At 72.3% G+C, this 20,393-nt stretch carries 22 protein-coding genes; 8 read left to right on the forward strand and 14 right to left on the reverse strand.

Annotated features, from left to right (window positions below; genetic code table 11):
• Positions 1 to 73 precede the first annotated feature (73 nt).
• Genes L7D48_RS06690 through L7D48_RS06705 form a run of 4 tightly spaced genes read right to left on the reverse strand, consistent with a single transcriptional unit; the run spans position 74 to position 1,911 of the window.
• On the reverse strand, positions 74 to 1,195 hold the full coding sequence (locus tag L7D48_RS06690; RefSeq protein ID WP_237877980.1) for a helicase RepA family protein: 1,122 nt from the start codon (positions 1,193 to 1,195) through the stop codon (positions 74 to 76).
• Positions 1,196 to 1,241: 46 nt separating this feature from the next.
• Positions 1,242 to 1,511 carry a hypothetical protein gene (locus L7D48_RS06695; protein ID WP_237877982.1) on the reverse strand — a complete coding sequence of 90 codons (270 nt, stop codon included), beginning with the start codon at positions 1,509 to 1,511 and terminating at the stop codon, positions 1,242 to 1,244.
• On the reverse strand, positions 1,508 to 1,711 hold the full coding sequence (locus tag L7D48_RS06700; protein WP_237877984.1) for a hypothetical protein: 204 nt from the start codon (positions 1,709 to 1,711) through the stop codon (positions 1,508 to 1,510). Before L7D48_RS06700 ends, L7D48_RS06695 begins: the two co-directional genes overlap by 4 nt.
• Entirely contained in the window at positions 1,708 to 1,911 is a 204-nt protein-coding gene (locus L7D48_RS06705; protein ID WP_237877985.1) for an AlpA family transcriptional regulator, read from the reverse strand. Before L7D48_RS06705 ends, L7D48_RS06700 begins: the two co-directional genes overlap by 4 nt.
• 137 nt (positions 1,912 to 2,048) lie before the next feature.
• On the opposite strand from L7D48_RS06705, the gene L7D48_RS06710 reads away from it, so the two are divergent.
• Together L7D48_RS06710 and L7D48_RS06715 are read left to right on the forward strand one after the other, a co-directional pair.
• Positions 2,049 to 2,528: a helix-turn-helix domain-containing protein gene (locus L7D48_RS06710; protein ID WP_237877988.1), complete on the forward strand. Its 480-nt coding sequence runs from the start codon at positions 2,049 to 2,051 to the stop codon at positions 2,526 to 2,528.
• Positions 2,529 to 2,604: 76 nt separating this feature from the next.
• Positions 2,605 to 3,717 (forward strand): site-specific integrase, encoded by a 1,113-nt coding sequence (locus tag L7D48_RS06715; protein WP_237877989.1) that lies wholly within the window; start codon positions 2,605 to 2,607, stop codon positions 3,715 to 3,717.
• Between the two features lie 39 nt (positions 3,718 to 3,756).
• On the opposite strand, the gene ychF is transcribed toward L7D48_RS06715, so the two are convergent.
• Positions 3,757 to 4,845, reverse strand: a complete 1,089-nt coding sequence (gene ychF / locus L7D48_RS06720; protein ID WP_237877991.1) for a redox-regulated ATPase YchF — start codon at positions 4,843 to 4,845, stop codon at positions 3,757 to 3,759.
• A gap of 139 nt (positions 4,846 to 4,984) precedes the next feature.
• Here ychF and L7D48_RS06725 point away from each other — a divergent pair, with 139 nt between their 5' ends.
• Positions 4,985 to 5,671, forward strand: a complete 687-nt coding sequence (locus L7D48_RS06725; protein ID WP_237877992.1) for a DUF6542 domain-containing protein — start codon at positions 4,985 to 4,987, stop codon at positions 5,669 to 5,671.
• On the opposite strand, the gene L7D48_RS06730 is transcribed toward L7D48_RS06725, so the two are convergent.
• Positions 5,668 to 6,648, reverse strand: a complete 981-nt coding sequence (locus tag L7D48_RS06730) for a 4-hydroxy-3-methylbut-2-enyl diphosphate reductase (RefSeq protein WP_237877994.1) — start codon at positions 6,646 to 6,648, stop codon at positions 5,668 to 5,670. The two genes, L7D48_RS06725 and L7D48_RS06730, sit on opposite strands and share 4 nt — an antisense overlap.
• A gap of 93 nt (positions 6,649 to 6,741) precedes the next feature.
• On the opposite strand from L7D48_RS06730, the gene xseA reads away from it, so the two are divergent.
• Together xseA and L7D48_RS06740 are read left to right on the forward strand one after the other, a co-directional pair.
• Positions 6,742 to 7,962: an exodeoxyribonuclease VII large subunit gene (xseA, locus tag L7D48_RS06735; protein ID WP_237877996.1), complete on the forward strand. Its 1,221-nt coding sequence runs from the start codon at positions 6,742 to 6,744 to the stop codon at positions 7,960 to 7,962.
• A gap of 40 nt (positions 7,963 to 8,002) precedes the next feature.
• Positions 8,003 to 8,278 (forward strand): exodeoxyribonuclease VII small subunit, encoded by a 276-nt coding sequence (locus L7D48_RS06740; RefSeq protein WP_237877997.1) that lies wholly within the window; start codon positions 8,003 to 8,005, stop codon positions 8,276 to 8,278.
• A 127-nt stretch (positions 8,279 to 8,405) separates the two neighbouring features.
• Here the strand turns inward: L7D48_RS06740 and L7D48_RS06745 are convergent, their stop codons facing one another.
• Entirely contained in the window at positions 8,406 to 9,026 is a 621-nt protein-coding gene (locus L7D48_RS06745) for a DUF4245 domain-containing protein (protein ID WP_374491446.1), read from the reverse strand.
• Positions 9,027 to 9,195: 169 nt separating this feature from the next.
• Here L7D48_RS06745 and glpX point away from each other — a divergent pair, with 169 nt between their 5' ends.
• Positions 9,196 to 10,230, forward strand: a complete 1,035-nt coding sequence (gene glpX, locus L7D48_RS06750) for a class II fructose-bisphosphatase (protein ID WP_237878000.1) — start codon at positions 9,196 to 9,198, stop codon at positions 10,228 to 10,230.
• Positions 10,231 to 10,396: 166 nt separating this feature from the next.
• Here the strand turns inward: glpX and L7D48_RS06755 are convergent, their stop codons facing one another.
• Positions 10,397 to 10,756, reverse strand: a complete 360-nt coding sequence (locus tag L7D48_RS06755; protein ID WP_237878002.1) for a WhiB family transcriptional regulator — start codon at positions 10,754 to 10,756, stop codon at positions 10,397 to 10,399.
• A gap of 265 nt (positions 10,757 to 11,021) precedes the next feature.
• Positions 11,022 to 11,984, reverse strand: coding sequence for a hydrogen peroxide-inducible genes activator (locus L7D48_RS06760; RefSeq protein WP_237878021.1), 963 nt, complete (start codon positions 11,982 to 11,984; stop codon positions 11,022 to 11,024).
• Between the two features lie 192 nt (positions 11,985 to 12,176).
• Between L7D48_RS06760 and L7D48_RS06765 the strand changes: the two genes are divergently transcribed.
• Together L7D48_RS06765 and L7D48_RS06770 are read left to right on the forward strand one after the other, a co-directional pair.
• Positions 12,177 to 12,731 carry a peroxiredoxin gene (locus tag L7D48_RS06765; protein WP_093661175.1) on the forward strand — a complete coding sequence of 185 codons (555 nt, stop codon included), beginning with the start codon at positions 12,177 to 12,179 and terminating at the stop codon, positions 12,729 to 12,731.
• 17 nt (positions 12,732 to 12,748) lie between these two features.
• Positions 12,749 to 13,315, forward strand: coding sequence for an alkyl hydroperoxide reductase (locus L7D48_RS06770; RefSeq protein WP_237878003.1), 567 nt, complete (start codon positions 12,749 to 12,751; stop codon positions 13,313 to 13,315).
• A 105-nt stretch (positions 13,316 to 13,420) separates the two neighbouring features.
• Here the strand turns inward: L7D48_RS06770 and L7D48_RS06775 are convergent, their stop codons facing one another.
• The 5 genes from L7D48_RS06775 to L7D48_RS06795 form a co-directional block, all read right to left on the reverse strand.
• Complete coding sequence (locus L7D48_RS06775) at positions 13,421 to 15,544, reverse strand: SpoIIE family protein phosphatase (protein WP_237878005.1); 2,124 nt, start codon at positions 15,542 to 15,544, stop codon at positions 13,421 to 13,423.
• Between the two features lie 47 nt (positions 15,545 to 15,591).
• Positions 15,592 to 16,269, reverse strand: a complete 678-nt coding sequence (locus L7D48_RS06780; protein WP_237878006.1) for a bifunctional 2-polyprenyl-6-hydroxyphenol methylase/3-demethylubiquinol 3-O-methyltransferase UbiG — start codon at positions 16,267 to 16,269, stop codon at positions 15,592 to 15,594.
• 176 nt (positions 16,270 to 16,445) lie between these two features.
• Positions 16,446 to 17,129, reverse strand: a complete 684-nt coding sequence (locus tag L7D48_RS06785) for a DUF402 domain-containing protein (RefSeq protein WP_237878008.1) — start codon at positions 17,127 to 17,129, stop codon at positions 16,446 to 16,448.
• A 91-nt stretch (positions 17,130 to 17,220) separates the two neighbouring features.
• Positions 17,221 to 18,627 (reverse strand): aspartate ammonia-lyase, encoded by a 1,407-nt coding sequence (locus L7D48_RS06790; RefSeq protein WP_237878010.1) that lies wholly within the window; start codon positions 18,625 to 18,627, stop codon positions 17,221 to 17,223.
• A gap of 28 nt (positions 18,628 to 18,655) precedes the next feature.
• Positions 18,656 to 20,362: a fumarate hydratase gene (locus L7D48_RS06795; RefSeq protein ID WP_237878012.1), complete on the reverse strand. Its 1,707-nt coding sequence runs from the start codon at positions 20,360 to 20,362 to the stop codon at positions 18,656 to 18,658.
• Between the last annotated feature and the right edge of the window lie 31 nt (positions 20,363 to 20,393).

Raw genomic sequence — 20,393 nt, forward strand, 5'->3', positions numbered from 1 at the left:
AGGGGGCGAGGTCGGTGAGCTTCGCCCCGGGGCGAGGCGGGGCGAAGTAAGGGCGAGGGGCGAAGTGGGAGGTTCATGCGGCCTCGGAGAGGGGCCGGATGAGGGTGTGGGCGTGGCCACGGCCGGTCTTCTCCACCGCGACGCAGCCCTCGACGATCAGCAGGTCCAGGGCGGTCCGCACGATGTCCCGCTTGCCGCCGACCATGGTTTCGATGGAGTTCTTGGACAGCCCCGGCTGCTCGGCGAGGAGCTTGCTGATCTTGGCCATGACGACCGTGGGCCGGAACTCGGTCTCCGTCTTGGCCACCGGCGCGGTGATGGCCGTGTCGTTGAAGCCTTCGGGGACCGACTCCATGACGAAGTCGCCGAAGTGGTCGATGCCCGGGGTCTTGGTCGGCAGGGCGTGCTCACGCAGCCGCCCCGGCCGGTCCTTGGTGATGTAGACGGCTGAGCGTCCGTTACGGCCGACGCCGAAGGCGGCACGGTTGTCCAGGACGTAGGCGGCCCCGTCGAGCCCGTTCAGCTTGTGCACCGCGCCCAGGGAGTAGCGCCCCCGGCCTTCGGTGCTCTTGGTGACGTGGTCAGCCGCCGCCACGGCGGGCCCGAGCGCGGCGATGGGGCGCGGCAGTGTCCGGCCGAACTTCGCCGCGTCGGCATTGTCGAGCGGGTTGAGGCCGTGCAACGTCATGGCCTCGGTGATCCCGTCCAGGACGGCCAGCGTCGGCCGCACCTCTTCCAGCAGCCGCCACAGGGCCCCGCCGTCGAGGCGTACCGGCACTTCCGGCCGGATGTAGTGGAACCGGTCGCGGATGTGGTCGGCGGGGACGCCGAGTGTGAGGAGGCGGCCCACGATGCCTCCCGCGTCGTCCTCGAAGTCGAGGTAGATGACGTGGTGCCCCTGGGCGATCTCGTGAGCGCAGGCGGCCAGCAGGAACCACGTCTTGCCGCCCTCGGACTCGCTGGAGACCGAGTGCATGCGGCCGGGGTAGAACAGCCCCACTCCGTCATTGCGGGCTCCCACGGTGGGCGCAGGGCGCTCGTAGCGGCCCTCCAGCACGTCGGTGAGGTCCACCGGGCGCCACGAGGTGTCCAGCGCCTCCAGCGCGGCAGGCGTCAGGGAGGTAGTCTGGGAAGTGGTTGTTGGGCGGCCGTCGGAGGAGAGATCCCCGGCGGCCGTCGTCGTGTTGTCTTGCATGTGCTCGTACTCATAACTGCGGGTCTGAGTGTGGGCGGGGAATCGTTCAGACGGCGACGGCCGGGCAGTCGTCTTCGTGCTCCATGCGGGCGTGGAGCACCCGCCAGGCCTTCGCCGCTTTCCGGCGCTCGGCGCGGTTCGGCAGCTCCATGCGGGCACCGCAGCCGGGGCACACGCCCGTCGTGTTGGCCACGCGCCGGACCGCCAGGGCGTCCTTGACCTCCTGCGGCTGGTCGTCCGTGAGAGCGGGCTGCACGACCAGGACGCGCTCCCCGTCGGCACGGACCGCCACTGTCAGGTCGAACCTGGGCGTCACCGTGCCCCCTTCCGCACGGCCCGGTTGGCGGCCCACCAGGCCCTGTAGCGGGCGTTCTCGCGCTCCGGGTCGGCCCAGTAGCGCGCGCGGGCGTAGGCCCGCTTGCAGGGCGCACACCTCGGCCCCTGGTCGCGGCCGTTCAGGTATGTTTCGCTGCTCCCGCAGACCGAGCAGGCGAAGCCGGCCTCCTCCTCGCTCATGCGGCATCACCGCTCTGCTGCTCGTCCAGCCATCGGTCCACGTCACCCCAGCGGTACCGCAGGTGCCTGCCGACCCTGACCCCCTTCGGACCGATCCCCATCCACCTCCACTGGTGGAGTGTGGAGACCGGCACGCCCAGGTAGTCGGCAAGCTCTTGCGGTGTAGCCAGAGCCCGCCGCTCGTCAGTGGTCTTGCCCATGATCACTCCATTCGACGTCTTGACGATCTAATCGCCGTGACATCGACGGTACGAACCCTTGACTCAAGCGTCAAGAAGGAGAAAGAATCGCCATTATGGCGACTAGAGCAGTTGAGAGTGGGCCAACCGGTGAGCGCGTGGCAGCCAACATCGCACGGCTGCGCAAGCAGCGCGGCTGGGACCAGAAGGAGTTGGCGGCCAGAGTGACGGAAGCTGGGCGTGCCATGAGCGCATCGGTGATCAGCAAAACCGAAAAGCGCGAACGTCGGGTCGACGTTGACGACCTCGTGGCGTTCGCAGCAGCTCTGAATGTCACTCCTGCCGCGCTCCTACTGCCCCACCGGGACCAGGGCGGTCCCATCGAGGTTGCGGGACAGCCGATGCCCTGGGGGCGGGCCTGGCGCTGGATGCACGGGGAGGCTCCGCTTCCGGGTAGCGAGGCAGAGGACGACTTCGGAGTGTTCATGACCTGGCTGACGACGAACCGGCCGTACCTGACCAGAGAGGAGGTCGCCCGCTTCATCGGACCAGCGGTGCCCACAAGCGACGCCGACTGGGACGTAGACACCGGCCGGGTCTGGAAGGACGCCACACGAGAGGAGGACGACGATGGCTAAGGTCTACGACCGCTGGCACAAATCCCATCCACATGAGGATGAGAAGCCGTGCACCCGGTGCCCGTCCAGGAGCCGCATGCTGGTCCCCAGCAGGGACCACGGCGTCGCCATGAGGTACCAGGTGCGCTGGCGGGAGGGGACGGTCCAGCGCAAGGAGAACTTCGTCAAGCTGCGCGAAGCCCAGGACAGGGCGAAGGCCATCGACACGGACATGAGGCGCGGCCAGTACGTGGATGTGCGCGACCAACGGATCACGTTCGAGGAGTACGCCGAGACCTGGCGCACGGCGCAGCCACACCGTCCGGGCACTGCGAAGGACGTGGAGCAGTCATTGCGCTGCTACGCCTATCCGGCGTTCGGCGCTCAGCGGCTGGCCTCCATCCGCTCCTCCAGCTTGGAGGCATGGGCCACCGGCCTGGTGAAGACACAGGGACTTGCGCCCAGCACCGCTCGCAAGGTCTTCCAGAAGGTCAAGGCGGTGTTCAACGCGGCTGTACGCGACGGGCTCGTTCTCCGCTCCCCGTGTGCTGGGGTGAAGCTCACCAAGGTGCCCCACACCGAGGTGGTACCGCTGACCCGGGATGAGGTGGAGCGGCTGACGACGGCCGTGCCGGACCGGTACCGAGCGCTGGTGGTCCTGGCCGCCGGAAGCGGGCTGCGGCCTGGGGAACTGTTCGGGCTCCAGGTACGACACGTGAACTTCCTTGGCCGTTCCGTCAAGGTCGAGCAACAGCTCCAGCAGACGACCGGCCACGGGGTCTACGTCGGCCCGCCGAAGACCGAGCGGTCGCACCGCACAGTTCCCCTCTCGAAAACTGTCCTGGACGCCCTGGAGCGCCATCTGGAACGCTACCCCGCCGTTGGCGACGATTACCTGTTCCGTATGGAGCGGGGCGGTCCGATCGTCCGCACCGACTTCTACGGGCCTATCTGGCAGGCGGCTGTGAAGGCAGCCGGGTTGCCGAAGGGCACCCGTATGCACGACCTCCGGCACACCTATGCCAGTCTGCTGATCCGGCACGGCGAGGGGCCCAAAACCGTCGCCGTTCGGCTGGGCGACTCGGTGGCGGTCGCCATGCGGGTGTACGCCCACTTGTGGCCGGACGAAGACGAGGGCACCCGCGAGGCGGTCGAAGACTTCTTCGCCCCGCCGCCGAGTGCCCCCGATGTGCCCTCCGCAGCCGCTTGACGTGCTCCCACGCAGGTCAGAGCTTTAGGAAGAGGTCCCTCACACGTTGAAGCGGAACTCCACCACGTCGCCGTCGCGCATCACGTAGTCCTTGCCCTCCATGCGGGCCTTGCCGCGGGCGCGGGCCTCGGCCACCGAACCCGCCTCGACCAGGTCCTCGAAGGAGATGACCTCGGCCTTGATGAAGCCCTTCTGGAAGTCGGTGTGGATCACGCCGGCCGCCTCGGGGGCCGTGGCGCCCTTCCGGATCGTCCAGGCACGGGCCTCCTTCGGGCCCGCCGTCAGGTACGTCTGGAGGCCGAGGGTGTCGAAGCCGACGCGGGCGAGGGTGGCCAGGCCCGGCTCCTCCTGGCCGACCGACTGGAGCAGTTCCAGGGCCTCGTCCTCGTCCAGCTCGGCGAGGTCGGACTCCAGCTTGGCGTTGAGGAAGATCGCCTCGGCCGGGGCGACCAGCTTGCGCTGCTCCTCCTTGAACGCCTCGTCGGTCAGCTCGTCCTCGTCCACGTTGAAGACGTAGAGGAAGGGCTTGGTGGTGAGCAGGTGCAGGTCGTGCAGGAGTTCGGCCCGCTCGGAGCCCTGGACGACGCCGGCCGAGAACAGCGTGCGGCCCTCGTCCAGGATGGCCTTGGCCTCCTCGACGGCCCTGACCTTGGGCTGGACGTCCTTCTTGATCCGGGATTCCTTCTGGAGCCGGGGCAGGACCTTCTCGATGGTCTGGAGGTCGGCGAGGATCAGCTCGGTGTCGATCGTCTCGATGTCGTCCTTCGGCGAGACCCGGCCGTCGACGTGGACCACGTTCTCGTCGTCGAAGGCCCGGATGACCTGGCAGATCGCGTCCGACTCGCGGATGTTCGCCAGGAACTTGTTGCCCAGCCCCTCGCCCTCGCTCGCGCCGCGCACGATGCCGGCGATGTCGACGAAGTCGACGGTCGCGGGCAGGACGCGCTGGGAGCCGAAGATCTCCGCGAGCCGGGCGAGCCGGGGGTCGGGGACGCCGACGACGCCGACGTTCGGCTCGATGGTGGCGAACGGGTAGTTGGCCGCCAGCACGTCGTTCTTGGTCAGGGCGTTGAACAGGGTCGACTTGCCGACGTTGGGCAGGCCGACGATTCCGATCGTGAGCGACACGTGGCGACTTCCCGTAGCGAGAGGATCTGGGTGGACCGGCCCGGATGGGGGCCGATCCACCAGTCTACGGGCACTCCAAAGGACGGCCCTGGCGTGTCCGTGCCCGGCTCCGGGCCGGTGCCCGGCCTACGTTGGTGCGGTGGAGCAACACAGTGCGCGCATCCCCCGTCTCCGTCCGCGACGCCGGACGGCGCAGCCCCCATCCCCCGAAGCCGCGGAGAGCACGCGCCGGGACGCGCCGGAGCGGCCCGGTCCGGGCCCGCTGCGCGCGGATGCCCGGACCGCCCGGACCGGCCCGCCCGCCCGGCGCGAGTGGCCGCCGGGCGCGCGCCTGACCGGACTGGGCTGCGGACTGCTGGCCACGGGCGCGATGCTGCTGGCCGGCGGGCTGGACGCGCTGCTGCTGGACGGCCGGCCCGCCGTCTACGGGATCTCCTTCGTGCTGGTCAGCGCCGTGTGCGCGCTGTGGGTGCGCCCGGCCGACCTGGCCGCCGCGCCGATCGCCGTGCCCATCGCGTTCACCGCCGGGCTGGTCCTCGTCAGCGGCGGTTCGGGCGGGCCGGCGGACCGGCTGGTGGAGCTGGTGACCGCCCTGGCCGTGCACGCCGGCTGGCTCTACGGGGGCACGCTGACCGCCGTGGCCGTGGCGGTCGCCCGCGGGCGGGCCGGCCGCAGGCCCGGCGCCAGGCGTGCCGGGTCCGGCGGGGCGAGGAGGGCCGGGGCCCGGAGGGGAAGGGCCGGGACGCGGAAGCGGGCCGCGGCCCCGGCCGCCTCCGCCGGTGCGGAGGGCGGCGGGGAGCGGCCCGCGCGGCAGCCCGCCGGCTAGCCGGCGGCCTTGCGTCCGGCCTCGGCCCGCAGATCCCGGCGCAGCTCCTTGGGGAGGGAGAAGGTCAGCTTCTCCTCCATCGGCTGGACGACCTCCACATCGCCGTAGCCGCGCTCGGCCAGCCACTCCAGGACGCCCTCGACCAGCACGTCCGGCACCGAGGCGCCCGAGGTGACGCCGACGGTGGCGACCCCCTCCAGCCACGCCTCGTCGATCTCGGAGGCGTTGTCGACCAGGTGTCCGTCCTTCGCGCCCGCGCCGAGGGCGACCTCGACCAGGCGGACGGAGTTGGAGGAGTTCCTCGAGCCGACGACGATGACCAGGTCGGATTCGGCGGCGACCTGCTTGACCGCGGTCTGGCGGTTCTGGGTGGCGTAGCAGATGTCGTCGCTCGGCGGGCTGACCAGCGCCGGGAACCGCTGCTTGAGCGCGTCGACCGTCTCCATCGTCTCGTCGACCGACAGCGTGGTCTGGGAGAGCCAGACGACCTTCTCGGGGTCGCGCACCTCGACGTTCTCCACGTCTCCGGGGCCGTCGACCAGTGTGATGTGGTCGGGCGCCTCGCCGCTGGTGCCGATGACCTCCTCGTGGCCCTCGTGGCCGATCAGGAGGATGTCGTAGTCGTCCTTGGCGAAGCGGACGGCCTCCTTGTGGACCTTGGTCACCAGGGGGCAGGTGGCGTCGATGGTCGCCAGCTTCCGCCGCTCGGCCTCCTCGTGGACGACCGGGGCGACCCCGTGGGCGGAGAAGATCACGATGGAGCCCTCGGGCACCTCCTCCGTCTCGTCGACGAAGATCGCGCCCTTCTTGCGCAGGGTCTCCACGACGTACTTGTTGTGGACGATCTCCTTGCGCACGTAGATCGGCGCGCCGTACTGCTCCAGCGCCTTCTCGACGGCGATCACGGCGCGGTCGACGCCCGCGCAGTAGCCGCGGGGCGCGGCGAGGAGGACCCGGCGTGCGGTCGTAGCAGTCATGGGGCCATCGTACGGGCCCGGTCCGCGGACGCCCGGCGGGGCGGGACGGACGGGCGGGCCCCGGTTGTCGGCGGGTGCGGCTAGCCTCCTTCCATGGCTCTCAACACGTCGCCCGAGGCGCCGGTCCCCGTCGGCGAGGTGTCGCGGCTGATCGGCGGATGGATCGACCGGCTGGGCGCGGTGTGGGTCGAGGGGCAGATCACCCAGCTCTCCCGGCGCCCCGGCGCGGGGATGGTGTTCCTGACCCTGCGCGACCCCTCCTACGACGTCTCGCTGACCGTGACCTGCTACCGCGCCGTCTTCGACAAGGTGGCGGACGTGGTGGGCGAGGGCGCCCGGATCGTGGCGCTGGGCAAACCGGAGTGGTACGCGCCGCGCGGTCAGCTCTCCCTGCGGGTGAGCGAGATCCGGCCGGTGGGGATGGGCGAGCTGCTGGCGCGGCTGGAGCAGCTGAAGAAGTCGCTGGCCGCCGAGGGTCTGTTCGCGGCCGAGCGGAAGAAGCCGCTGCCGTTCCTGCCCGGTCTGGTCGGCCTGGTCACCGGCCGCGCCTCCGCCGCCGAGCGGGACGTGCTGGAGACGGCGCGGCAGCGCTGGCCCGCCGTCCGCTTCGCCGTGCGCAACGTGGCCGTGCAGGGCGTGCACGCGGTGCCGCAGGTGATCGACGCGGTGCGGGAGCTGGACGCCGACCCGGCCGTGGACGTGATCATCGTGGCCCGGGGCGGCGGCAGCGTGGAGGATCTGCTGCCCTTCTCCGACGAGCGGCTGGTGCGGGCGGTGGCCGGCTGCGTCACCCCGGTGGTCTCGGCCATCGGGCACGAGCCGGACACCCCGTTGCTGGATCTGGTCGCCGACCTGCGCTCCCGTACGCCCACTCACGCCGCCAAGGACGTCGTGCCGGACGTGCGCGAGGAACTGGAGCGGGTGCGGCAGCTGCGCGAGCGGGCGCTGCGGGCGGTTCAGGGGATGCTGGAGCGGCAGGAGCGGGGGCTGGCGGACACCATGAGCCGCCCGGTGATGGCCCGGCCGCACGCGATGGTGACCGAGCGCGAGGAGCAGGTCGCGGCGGTGCTCGACCGCGCCCGGCGGACGTTCGGGCATCTGCTGGCGCGGGCCGAGGCGGAGCTGGAGCACACCACCGCCCGGGTCGTCGCCCTCTCCCCCGCCGCGACGCTCGCACGCGGCTACGCGGTGCTGCAGCGGGCCGACGGGAGCGCGGTGCGGGCGGCGCGGGAGGTGGCCGACGGCGAGCGGCTGCGCGCCCGGGTGGCCGAGGGGGAGCTGACGGTGGTCGTGCGGCGCGGCGAGGAGGAGTGAGGCAGCCGCGCTGTCAGGCCCCGACACTAGGCTGAGGCGCATGACAGACACGAGCACGGATGCCCCGCCGGCCGGGGAGATGGGCTACGAGCAGGCGCGCGACGAGCTGATCGCCGTGGTCCGCCGTCTGGAGGCGGGCGGCTCCACGCTGGAGGAGTCGCTGGCGCTGTGGGAGCGGGGCGAGGAACTGGCCGCGGTCTGCCGCCGCTGGCTGGAGGGCGCCCGTGCACGGCTGGACGCGGTGCTGGCCGAGGGCGGGGAGGACGCCGCCGACGAGGCCGCGGACGAGGAGGGGCCGGCGGACGGCCGGGAGTGACGGCGGGGCCGCCCCGGTCCGTGCCAGGTCCGTGAGGACGCCGTCGCCGCCGTCCGGGAGCCGTCCGGGAAGCACGCCGGGCCGCCGGGTGGGAACCCGGCGGCCCGTTTCCCGCCTCGGCGTCCGCTCAGTTCTCCCCGGGCGCCCCGGTCTCCGCGGGCTTCCCGGTCTCGCCGGCGCCTGCGGGCGCCCCGCTCTCTTCCGGGCCCCCGGCCCGCTCCGCCTCCAGCGAGGCGGCCAGCCGCGTGAGGCTCTCGAAGGACGCCGTGCCCGTCACCACCGTGGTCACCCCGGACTCCCGCCGGACCAGCGCGTCGTACTTCTCGCCCTCGTAGCGCTCCCACTCCTCGCCGCCGACCGTCTGGGTGCGGTCGGCCGGTTCCGCCCCGTGGGTGACGCCCCGGACGAACTTCTCCGGCTCGCCGTCGCTCTGCTCGACGGCCGCGTACTGGTCGTCCGGGTCCATGAAGCCCAGGTGCCACACGGCCCCGAGGTCGCTCTGCCGCTTGTAGCTCACCGAGGTCGCGCGCCAGGTGTCCGGCAGCCCCGCGGGCGCCACCACCGGGTACGGCGCCGCGCGCCGCGCCGTGACCAGCTCCACGTCGTAGCTGATCGGGCGGACCGGGTCCAGTGAGTCGTCGTGCGGGACGAGCAGGTACACGAACCCCGCACCCAGAAGGATCACCAGCAACGACAGCACCATGTCCCGGGCCGTCTGCCTACCGCGCTTGTTCTCCGTGCTTGCCACGCCTCCATGGTCCCCCATGCCCGTTTCCGCCCGGGCCACCACCCCCATCGCGCTCATCCGTGGGGCAGCCTGCTCACTTTGCCACTGCTCCGGATAGGGTCGAAGGCACCCTCAACACTTCGGCCGTCGCGTTCGGACGCCGTACAGACGTGCAGAAAGGTGCGTCACGATGACCGATCACCACCACCTTCCCTCCCAGCTCGAAGTAAGCCCCGAGGCACCCGACCGCAACCTCGCCCTCGAACTCGTCCGCGTGACCGAGGCGGGCGCCATGGCATCGGGCCGCTGGGTCGGCCGCGGCGACAAGAACGGCGCGGACGGTGCGGCCGTCCGCGCGATGCGCACCCTGGTCTCCACCGTCTCGATGAACGGCGTCGTCGTCATCGGCGAGGGGGAGAAGGACGAGGCCCCGATGCTCTACAACGGCGAGCGCGTGGGCGACGGGACCGGCCCGGAGTGCGACGTGGCCGTGGACCCGGTGGACGGCACGACGCTGACCGCCAAGGGCATGGGCAACGCGGTGTCGGTGCTGGCCGTGGCCGAGCGCGGCTCGATGTTCGACCCGTCGGCCGTGTTCTACATGGACAAGCTCGCCACCGGCCCGGAGGCCGCCGAGTTCGTCGACATCACCGCCCCGCCCGCGGTCAACATCCGCCGGGTCGCCAAGGCCAAGGGCGGTACCCCTGAGGACGTCACCGTCGTCATCCTCGACCGGCCGCGCCACGACGGCATCGTCAAGGAGGTGCGGGAGTCCGGCGCCCGGATCAAGTTCATCTCCGACGGCGACGTGGCGGGCGCGATCATGGCCGTCCGCGAGGGCACGGGCGTGGACCTGCTGCTGGGCATCGGCGGTACGCCGGAGGGCATCATCGCCGCCTGCGCGATCAAGTGCCTGGGCGGTGTGATCCAGGGCCGGCTGTGGCCCAAGGACGACGAGGAGCGGCACAAGGCGATCGACGCGGGCCACGACCTGGACCGGGTGCTGACCACCGACGACCTGGTCAGCGGCGACAACGTGTTCTTCGTCGCCACCGGCATCACCGACGGCGACCTGCTGCGGGGGGTGCGCTACCGCGCGGAGACGGCCACCACCCAGTCCCTGGTGATGCGGTCGAGGTCCGGCACGATCCGTCAGATCGACTCCACCCACAAGCTGTCGAAACTGCGCGCCTACAGCGCGGTCGACTTCGACCGGGCCCGCTGACGCCGCGGCGGCGGGCCGGAGGGCCCGCCGCCGCGGCGACGCGGGGCGAGGTCCCGGACCGGCCGGAAGGCGGAGCCGGCGCCGGGACCGGTACCGGGGGGCGGCACCGGGGGCGGTGGCGTGCCGGTGCCGGTGCCGGGGTGGATCCCGGATGCGGCGGGGACCGTCAGGCGATGCGGGACACCTGGGCCGGCTGCCCCAGCTCGGCGTCGTGGCGACGGCGGCGGGCGAGCACCACTCTGCGCTCGGCCGCGGTCAACCCACCCCACACTCCGTACGGTTCAGGCTGGAGCAGCGCGTGCTCACGGCACTCGACGAGCACCGGGCAGCGTGCGCAGACCCGCTTGGCCGCCTGCTCGCGCGAAAGGCGGGCCGCCGTGGGCTCCTTGGAGGGCGCGAAGAACAGGCCGGCCTCGTCCCTGCGGCAGACCGCCTCGGAGTGCCACGGTCCGGTTTGCTCGCGCGAGGAGGTGCGCTGGACGGGGACGACGGCGGCCTGCGGAGACTGATGCGGCGTTTGCAGCACGGTCCACTCCTGACGACGGCTACGGCTGTTCGATCTTTCGATTGAGTCACCCTGACCCGCCTTGCTGCGCACGGCAGTTCGCGCTGCGGCCGTACGAGAGACGATGCATCGGCTCTACCCACTGTGCGCACGCTTATGCATACGGTGGCGTACGGCCGGACGGCCCGCCGCGCACCCCTTCGGCGGCGCCCGGCGAGGGGCGCGGCCGCCGTGTGCGCAGCGTGACGTGCGACGGGCCGGGCCGCCGCACCGATCCGGCGCGCCGTCAGTCCACGATGCGCACCGGAAGCGGACGCATTGCCTCCCGCAAATCCTTGGCGAGCACCGCGAACTCGTCCCGCCGCGCCGCTCCCGCCCGCATCGCCAGGCCGATCCGCCGCGAGGGGGCGGGGTCGGCGAAGCGCGCGGTCGCCAGCAGCTCGTTGCGCTCCGTCTCCACGTGCAGCGAGGTGCGCGGCAGCAGCGTCACGCCCAGCCCGCCGGCGACGAGCTGGACCAGGGTGGACAGCCCCGCCGCGCTCGTGGTGGCCGGTACCCCGTCGGTCCGCCCGGCCTCGCGGCACACGTCCAGGGCCTGCTGGCGCAGGCAGTGCCCCTCGTCCAGGAGCAGCAGGTCAAGGCCGCGCAGTGTCTCGCGGGGCAGGCGGTCCCGGCCGGCCAGTTCGTGCCCGCTCGGGGTCACCAGCACGAAGTCCTCGTCGAACAGGGGCACCGTCTCCACCCCGCCGGCGTCCGCGGTCTGCGGCGCGCCGGGCGGCACCGCGAGCAGCAGCAGGTCGAGCCGTCCGGCCACCAGGCCGTCGAGCAGCGAGGCGGTCTGCTCCTCGTGCACCTGCAGATCCAGTGCCGGATAGCGATCGTGAACGAGCCTCAGGACCGTCGGCAGCAGGTAGGGGGCGCAGGTCGGGATCACTCCCAGTCGCAGCGCGCCCGTGAAGGGGGCGCGTGCCGCCTCCGCCTCCTCCAGCAGTTCCTCCACCGCGTCCAGCACTGTCCGGGCTCTGGACGCCAGGCGCTCACCCGCCGGGGAGAGCAGTACTCTTCGCGTCGTACGCTCCAGCAGTCTCACGCCCAGCGATTCCTCCAGCGCCGCGACGGCACCCGAGAGAGCCGGCTGGCTCATCCCGATCTCCGCGGCGGCCTCCCGGAAGTGGAGGTTGTCCGCCACGGCCGCGAACGCCCGCAACTGGGACAGCGTGGGCTTGCGGGTCCCCCTGCCGTGCGGCACGGGCCCCTGGTGGGGGCGCCTGCGGGACTCCTGGTCCGGCCTGTGCGCCGACAGGGTCACTGATAACCACCTCCGATCAATGTCAGTGAGTCTAGCTATTTCTGTGATCAATGTTGGCTATGGCAGTGTGGATCGCGTCCAACCCTCAGGAAAGCCCCACCGCGGGGCGTTTCCACGCAACAAGGAGCGAGCGTGCTCACTGTCGGTGACAAGTTCCCCGAGTTCGATCTGACCGCCTGTGTGGACCTCGACGCCGACAAGGCGTTCGAGCAGATCAACCACAAGACGTACGAGGGCAAGTGGAAGGTCGTCTTCTTCTGGCCGAAGGACTTCACCTTCGTCTGCCCGACCGAGATCGCCGCCTTCGGCAAGCTGAACGACGAGTTCGCCGACCGCGACGCCCAGATCCTCGGCGTCTCGGGTGACTCGGAGTTCGTGCACCACGCCTGGCGCAAGGACCACGCCGACCTGCGCGACCTGCCGTTCCCGATGCTGGCCGACCCCAAGCACGAGCTGATGCGGGCCTGCGGCGTCGAGGGCGAGGACGGCTACGCCCAGCGCGCCGTCTTCATCGTCGACCAGAACAACGAGATCCAGTTCACCATGGTGACCGCCGGCTCCGTCGGCCGTAACCCCAAGGAGGTCCTGCGGGTCCTGGACGCCCTGCAGACCGACGAGCTGTGCCCTTGCAACTGGTCCAAGGGCGAGGAGACCCTCGACCCGGTCAAGCTGCTCGCGGGCGAGTGAGGGACTGAGACGACGACATGGCTCTCGACGACCTGAAGTCGGCACTGCCGGCCTACGCCAAGGACCTCAAGCTCAACCTCGGCTCCGTGATAGGCAACTCCGACCTGCCCCAGCAGCAGCTGTGGGGCACGGTGCTGGCCTGCGCGATCGCCTCGCGCTCGCCGAAGGTGCTCACCGAACTGGAGCCGGAGGCGAAGGCCAACCTCTCCCCCGAGGCCTACACCGCCGCCAAGGCCGCCGCGGCCGTCATGGCGATGAACAACGTCTTCTACCGCACCCGGCACCTGCTGTCGGACCCGGAGTACGGCACCCTGCGCGCGGGCCTGCGGATGAACGTCATCGGCAACCCGGGCGTGGACAAGACCGACTTCGAGCTGTGGTCGCTGGCCGTCTCCGCGGTCAACGGCTGCGGGCAGTGCCTGGACTCCCACGAGCAGGTGCTCCGCAAGGCCGGTGTGGACCGCGAGACGGTCCAGGAGGCCTTCAAGATCGCCTCCGTCATCCAGGCCGTCGGCACGGTGCTGGACGCCGAGGCCACGCTGGCCGGAGCGCAGGCGGACGCCCCGGCGGCCGCCGCGGTCTGACGGGCCGCCTCGGCCCGGCGGTCCGCCGCGGACCCTCCGCGTGAACGGACGGACCCCGCACCACCACCAGTGGTGCGGGGTCCGTCCGTTCGCCCTGCGGCCGCGCTACGGCATGGGCAGCTCGAACCAGACCACCTTGCCGGTGCTCAGCCGGGTCGCGCCCCAGCGCCGGGCCAGCCGGTTGACCAGGTACAGGCCCCGGCCGCCCTCGTCCGTCGCCCTGGCCTGCCGCAGCCTGGGCAGCTGCGGCACGTCGTCCCCGACCTCGCAGCGCAGTGTGTCGGTGCGCAGCAGCCGCAGCGTGATGGGCCGCTCGGCGTAGCGGACGGCGTTGGTCACCACCTCGCTGACCAGCAGCTCCACCGAGTCCGACAGATCCGTCAGGTCCCAGCGCTCCAGCGCGCGCCGCGCCAGGCGGCGGGCCTGCCGTGCGGTCTGGGCGCGCGGGTCGAGGTACCAGTAGGCCACGTCGCTGGGCGGGATGCCGTCGAAGCGGGCGGCCAGCAGCGCGATGTCGTCGTCCCGGTCCCCGGGGCCGAGGATGTCCAGCACCTCGTCGCACAAAGGCTCCAGTGGCGGCGGGGTGTCGGGACGGGTCAGCCCGGCGGTGTCGGTGAGCTTCTCGCGCAGCTGCTCGATCCCGGTCCACACGTCCCGGTGGCGGGACTCCACCAGGCCGTCGGTGTAGAGCAGCAGCGTGGCGCCGGCCGGTGCGTCCAGTTCCACCGCCTCGAAGTCCACGCCCCCCACCCCGATGGGCGCCCCGGCCGGGACGCGCAGCACCTCCGCGTGGCCGTCGCGGTGCAGCATCACCGGCGGCGGGTGCCCGGCGTTGGCCACCACGATCCGGTGGGCGACGGGATCGTAGACGGCGTACAGGCAGGTCGCCATGCGGTCGCTGCCCAGGCGCTGGGCCTGCTCGTCGAGGTGGTGCAGCACCTCCTGCGGCGGCAGGTCGAGCCCGGCCAGGGTCTGGGCGGTGGTGCGCAGCTGTCCCATGATCGCCGCGGAGGTCATGGAGTGGCCCATGACGTCGCCGACGACCAGGGCCACCCGGCCGCCGGGCAGCGGTATCGCGTCGTACCAGTCGCCGCCCACCCGGGCGGTCTCGGCCGCCGGGAGGTAGCGGCTGGCCAGCGTCACCCCGGTGGGCTGGGGCAGCTCGTCGGGGAGCATGGTGCGCTGGAGCTCGTCGGCGATGTACGCCTCGCGTCCGTAGAGCACCGCCTTGTCCACGCCCAGCGCGGTGTGCGTGGCCAGCTGCGCGGCCACCAGCAGGTCGTCGCCCTCGAACGCGGCCCGGTCGGCGCGGCGCAGGAACACGGCCGCGCCGATCACCCGGCGCCGCCCCCGCAGCGGGGCGAGGATCACCCGGCGTCCGGCCGGGATCTCGCGGGCGGGGCCGAGCAGCTCGGGCAGCGCCTCGCGGACGGTGGGCACGTCGCCGAAGACCGGGCGCACCCCGCGCAGCACCTCGGCCAGCGGGCCGCCGCCGCGCACCTCGATCAGCTCCGGCGTCCCGCTCGCCGGGCCCTCCGGCGCGGCGGTGAGCAGGGGCAGCGGGAACTCCCCGGTGTCGGAGGGGTCGGCCTCGGCGCCGGCCGGGGCGGCGTAGTCGGGCAGCCGGTCGGTGCGGCGCAGCCGCAGCAGGAAGGGGCCGGTGGGCCGCTCGTCCCCCACCGGCAGCGGATCGCGCAGATAGACCAGGATCGCGTCCGAGAACGCCGGGACGCTGGCCCGGCACAGCCCGAGCACGGTCTCGTCCAGGTCGACGCCGCGGGCGATCCGCCGGGTGGCGGCTCCCACGAAGCGCAGCCGGTCGCCCCCGCGCCGCTCCCGCTCGGCCCGCTCGTCCGGCTCCTCCGACTCGTCCGTGCCGGGGTGCCCGGCCGCCGTCGGCCCGGCGCCCGGGTCGGCGGGCTCCGGCGCGGCGGGACGGCTGCGGCCGGCCGGCTCGTCACCGCCCGCGGGCCGGGCGTGGCCGGTGTGCGGGCGGCGCCCGGCGGCCGGTGCGGACGCCTCCGGCGGGACGGGGGCGTCCCTGGGTGCGGCGGCCGCCAGATCCGACGCGTCCGGCTCGTCCCGGGGATCGGGGAGCGCGGCGTGCGCGGCGTCGGCGCGCCCGGCCGTTCTCTCCGGCGCGGGCGCGGCCGTGCGAGCACCGCCGCCCATCGGCCGGGCAGCGGACTGTCGGGGGGTCGGATACTCCGTCACGCGTTGGGTTTCCATCCGTCCGGGGCCGCGCCGTGCATCGGGCGGGCCCAGCGCTTGAGGACTCAGGGGCGTCGGCAGTTGAGGAAGACCTGTATCTCGGGGGAGACGTCCGTACTGGCCGGCGCGTACGCGAACGTCTCCTCCCCCTCGATCTCGAAGCCCGCGTCGGACACCACCTGGCGCAGCTCCTCCCGCAGGTAACCGGATACCCGGATCGTGTGGCCCAGGAACGGGATGGCGAAGTCGTCCACGTCCGCCTCGACCATGCCGAGCGCCAGCAGTCCGCCGGGGCGCAGCTGACCGTGCAGCATCCGCAGGGCGACGGGGATCTCCTTGCGCGGCAGCATCAGCAGCGAGAAGAAGGCGGCGGCGCCGTCGAAGGGCCCCAGACCGGCGTGCTCCAGGTCGGCGAGGTCCATCAGGCGGAAGTCGGCGCCGGGGACGTTGGCCCGGCCCAGCTCGACCATGCCGGGCGAGATGTCGATGCCGGTGACCCGGTGCCCGGCGTCGGCGAGCTGCCGGGCGGTGGGCACCCCGGTGCCGCAGCCGACGTCGAGGACCCGCGAACCGGCGGGCAGCTCCTTCGCCAGCCAGGCGCCGGCGGTCAGCTGCCCCTCCTTGTGGGGGAAGACGTCGTCGTAGCGGTCGCCGATCGCGTCGAACGCCTCGGCCTGTCCGGCGCGGTCGATGGCCGCTCTGTCGTAGCCCGTGTACACCTGGTGGCCTTCCGTGTCGCTCACGCTGGGGCTCCTCTCGCGGCGGTGCGCCAAATCCCTTGCATGGACGGGGAGTTCGCTGTGATGGGCTTTCCGCCGAGTCCGGGGGTGATCCTACTTTCGGCGCCCGGGGGCGCAGCAAGGGACCGCGGAACGTCCTCCGCCATCATGCGAGACGCGCGGCCACCCCACCAGCCCTTTCAGCCGATCCGTGCGGGTTCGCGGTCCCAGTCCCGCGGCAGCGGCGGAATCCGCCAGGCGGGATCGGGCCGCCAGTCCTCCCATCCGTCGCTGAAGGGGCTGCCCCAGTCGCGCACCACCTCCACCGCGCGCCGCCCGGCGGCCCGTACGCGCTCGGCCTGGGCGGCGTCCATCAGGCCGGCGCGCTGCGCCTGCTCGAACTCGTCCTCGTCCCGCCACTGCCAGGTGCGGTCGGGGTGGACGGTGATGTCCAGGAAGTGGTCCTCGGAGTCCACACCGCCCGCCCAGCGGCGCAGGGGCTCCTCCAGGTTGACGTACCAGTTCCGAAACCGCCAGCCGCGGTCCCAGAACAACCACACCGACCAGGGCTCGCCGGCCCGCGCGAGCTTGAGGACCCCGGTGCCGAACCACCGCGACCGCACCGTCCGGCGCGGCTTGGTGTAGCGGGTGGCGAGCGGCTCGCGGTGCACGGGCGTGCCGTCCGCGAGTTCCGGCTTGACGCAGGCGGTCCCCGGCGCCATCCACACGGCGAGCAGTTCGGGGGTGTCGCGGACGACGGTCACCGGGCGGCAGATGTGCAGGGCGTCGCCGCCGTTGGCCCGGTACCGCCACAGGATGTGCTCGCCGGCCCTCCAGCGGGTGCCGCCCGCCGCGTGTGTGTGATCCGCCGTGTCCGCCGTCATGCACGGATCTTAGGCCCGCGCCGGGGCCGGGCCCGGGATCCGCGCCCGCCCCCGGCCCCGTGCCGCGGGGCGGGGACGGGCCGGGGACGGGTCAGGGACGGGTCATGCGCAGCACGTCCAGGGCCTGGTCGAGCTGCTCCAGGGTGAGCTGTCCGCGCTCGACGTAGCCGGCCTCCAGGACGACCTCGCGGATGGTCCTGCGCTCGGCCAGGGACCGCTTGGCGACCTTCGCGGCCTCCTCGTAGCCGATGTAGCGGTTGAGCGGGGTCACCACGGACGGGGAGGACTCGGCGTACTCGCGGGCCCGCTCGGCGTCGGCCTCGATGCCGTCGACCGTGCGGTCGGCCAGCAGCCGGGAGGAGTTCGCCAGCAGCCGGATCGACTCCAGCAGGTTCCGGGCGATGACGGGGAGCATGACGTTCAGCTCGAAGTTGCCCGACGCGCCGGCCACCGCGACCGTGGCGTCGTTGCCCATGACCTGCGCGGCGACCATCAGGACCGCCTCGGGGACCACCGGGTTGACCTTGCCGGGCATGATCGAGGATCCGGGCTGGAGGTCGGGCAGGCGGATCTCGGCCAGTCCGGTGCGCGGGCCCGAGGACATCCAGCGCAGATCGTTGCAGATCTTGGTCAGGCTCACGGCGATGGTGCGCAGCTGCCCGGAGGTCTCCACCAGGGCGTCCCGGGCGCCCTGGGCCTCGAAGTGGTCGCGGGCCTCGGTCAGCGGCAGCCCGGTGGCGCGGGCGACCTCGGCGATGACGGCCGCCGGGAAGCCCGGCGGGGTGTTGATGCCGGTGCCCACCGCGGTGCCGCCCAGCGGCAGCTCGGCCAGGCGCGGCAGGCAGGCGCGCAGCCGCTCCACCCCGTAGCGCACCTGCGCCGCGTAGCCGCCGAACTCCTGGCCGAGCGTGACGGGCGTGGCGTCCATCAGATGGGTGCGGCCGGACTTGACGACCTCGGCGAACTCCTCCGCCTTGCGCTCCAGCGCCCGTGCCAGGTGCTCCAGTGCGGGGATCAGGTCCCCGGTGACGGCGGCGGTGGCCGCGATGTGGATGGAGGAGGGGAAGACGTCGTTGGAGGACTGGCTGGCGTTGACGTGGTCGTTGGGGTGCACCGGCGCGCCCAGCCGCTCGCTCGCGAGGGTGGCCAGCACCTCGTTCATGTTCATGTTGGAGGAGGTGCCGGAGCCGGTCTGGAAGACGTCCACGGGGAAGTGGTCGTCCCAGCGGCCCTCGGCGACCTCCTCGGCGGCCTGTTCGACGGCCCGGGCCAGGTCCGCGTCCAGGACGCCGAGTTCGGCGTTGACCCGGGCCGCGGCGGCCTTGATCCGGGCCAGCGCCTGGATGTGCGCTCGTTCCAGGCGCCGGCCGGACAGGGGGAAGTTCTCCACGGCGCGCTGCGTCTGCGCCCGCCACCTGGCGTGGGCGGGCACCCGCACCTCGCCCATGGAGTCGTGCTCGATCCGGTATTGCTGCTTGTCGTCGCTCGTCCCGGTCATGGGGACGAATCTAACCGGACCGGGCCGGTCAGTCGGCGGAGCGCACCGGGATGGAGGTGACGAAGGGCTGGGCCGGGCCCGGGTCGGTGAAGAAGTCGTTGCCCTTGTCGTCGACGACGACGAAGGCGGGGAAGTCCTCGACCTCGATCCGCCAGACCGCCTCCATGCCCAGCTCCTCGTACTCCAGGACCTCCACCTTCCTGATGCAGTCCTGGGCCAGGCGCGCGGCCGGGCCGCCGATGGAGCCGAGGTAGAAGCCGCCGTGCTTCGCGCAGGCGTCGGTGACCTGCTTGCTGCGGTTGCCCTTGGCCAGCATCACGAAGGAGCCGCCCGCGGCCTGGAACTGCTCGACGTAGGCGTCCATGCGGCCGGCGGTGGTCGGGCCGAAGGAGCCCGAGGCGTAACCCTGCGGGGTCTTGGCCGGGCCCGCGTAGTACACGGCGTGGTCGCGCAGGTAGGCCGGCATCTCCTCGCCCGCGTCCAGCCGCTCCTTGATCTTGGCGTGGGCGATGTCGCGGGCGACGACCAGCGGGCCGCTCAGGGACAGCCGGGTCTTGACCGGGTACTTGGACAGCTCGGCGCGGATCTCGTCCATCGGCCGGTTGAGGTCGATCCGCACCACGTCCGAGTCGAGGTCGGCGTCGGTGGTGTCGGGCAGGAAGCGCGCCGGGTCCCTCTCCAGCTCCTCCAGGAAGACGCCCTCGGCGGTGATCTTCGCCAGCGCCTGGCGGTCGGCGGAGCAGGAGACGGCGATGGCCACCGGGCAGGAGGCGCCGTGACGGGGCAGGCGTACCACGCGCACGTCGTGGCAGAAGTACTTGCCGCCGAACTGGGCGCCGATGCCCAGCTTCTGGGTGAGCTCGAAGACCTTCTCCTCCAGCTGGAGGTCCCGGAAGCCGTGGCCGGCCGGGGAGCCTTCGGTCGGCAGGGAGTCCAGGTAGTGGGCGGAGGCGTACTTGGCGGTCTTGAGCGCGTACTCGGCCGAGGTGCCGCCGACGACGATCGCCAGGTGGTACGGCGGGCAGGCGGCCGTGCCCAGGGAGCGGATCTTCTCCTCCAGGAAGCGCATCATGGCGCCCTCGTTCAGGACGGCCTTGGTCTCCTGGTAGAGGAAGGACTTGTTGGCGCTGCCGCCGCCCTTGGCCATGAACAGGAACTTGTAGGCGTCGCCGTCGGCGGCGTACAGCTCGATCTGGGCCGGGAGGTTGGTGCCGGTGTTCCTCTCCTCCCACATGGTCAGCGGGGCCATCTGGGAGTAGCGCAGGTTGAGCTGGTCGTAGGCGTCGAAGACGCCGCCGGACAGGGCCTTTTCGTCGTCGCCCTCGGTCAGCACGTTCTGGCCGCGCTTGCCCATCACGATCGCGGTGCCGGTGTCCTGGCACATCGGCAGGACGCCCGCGGCGGCGATGTTGGCGTTCTTCAGCAGGTCCAGCGCCACGAAGCGGTCGTTGGGCGACGCCTCGGGGTCGTCCAGGATGCGGCGGAGCTGGGCCAGGTGGGCCGGGCGCAGGTAGTGGGAGATGTCGTGCATCGCCTCGGCCGCGAGCTTGCGCAGCGCCTCCGGCTCGACCTTCAGGAAGGTGCGTCCGCCCGCCTCGAAGGTGCTGACGCCCTCGGCGGTGACCAGGCGGTAGGGGGTGGTGTCCTCGCCCAGGGGGAGGAGCTCGGTGTAGGCGAACTCCTCGGAGGCCGGGCTGGAGGCGGCCGCGTGGGACGGGCGGGGGTCGGCAGGCATGGACGGTCTCTTCCTCTCGACGGTGGCGCCT

Source organism: Streptomyces sp. ICN903, assembly GCF_022015835.1.
Taxonomy (GTDB): Bacteria; Actinomycetota; Actinomycetes; order Streptomycetales; family Streptomycetaceae; genus Streptomyces; species Streptomyces fenghuangensis.

Excerpts from the sequence above, each read along its gene's own strand:
- L7D48_RS06690 (WP_237877980.1), bottom strand. The coding sequence starts at position 1,195 with ATGCAAGACAACACGACGACGGCCGCCGGGGATCTCTCCTCCGACGGC.
- L7D48_RS06700 (WP_237877984.1), bottom strand. The coding sequence starts at position 1,711 with ATGAGCGAGGAGGAGGCCGGCTTCGCCTGCTCGGTCTGCGGGAGCAGC.
- L7D48_RS06705 (WP_237877985.1), bottom strand. The coding sequence starts at position 1,911 with ATGGGCAAGACCACTGACGAGCGGCGGGCTCTGGCTACACCGCAAGAG.
- L7D48_RS06715 (WP_237877989.1), top strand. The coding sequence starts at position 2,605 with ATGCTGGTCCCCAGCAGGGACCACGGCGTCGCCATGAGGTACCAGGTG.
- L7D48_RS06730 (WP_237877994.1), bottom strand. The coding sequence starts at position 6,648 with ATGACTGCTACGACCGCACGCCGGGTCCTCCTCGCCGCGCCCCGCGGC.
- xseA (WP_237877996.1), top strand. The coding sequence starts at position 6,742 with ATGGCTCTCAACACGTCGCCCGAGGCGCCGGTCCCCGTCGGCGAGGTG.
- L7D48_RS06740 (WP_237877997.1), top strand. The coding sequence starts at position 8,003 with ATGACAGACACGAGCACGGATGCCCCGCCGGCCGGGGAGATGGGCTAC.
- glpX (WP_237878000.1), top strand. The coding sequence starts at position 9,196 with ATGACCGATCACCACCACCTTCCCTCCCAGCTCGAAGTAAGCCCCGAG.
- L7D48_RS06770 (WP_237878003.1), top strand. The coding sequence starts at position 12,749 with ATGGCTCTCGACGACCTGAAGTCGGCACTGCCGGCCTACGCCAAGGAC.
- L7D48_RS06775 (WP_237878005.1), bottom strand. The coding sequence starts at position 15,544 with ATGGAAACCCAACGCGTGACGGAGTATCCGACCCCCCGACAGTCCGCT.
- L7D48_RS06785 (WP_237878008.1), bottom strand. The coding sequence starts at position 17,129 with ATGACGGCGGACACGGCGGATCACACACACGCGGCGGGCGGCACCCGC.
- L7D48_RS06790 (WP_237878010.1), bottom strand. The coding sequence starts at position 18,627 with ATGACCGGGACGAGCGACGACAAGCAGCAATACCGGATCGAGCACGAC.
- L7D48_RS06795 (WP_237878012.1), bottom strand. The coding sequence starts at position 20,362 with ATGCCTGCCGACCCCCGCCCGTCCCACGCGGCCGCCTCCAGCCCGGCC.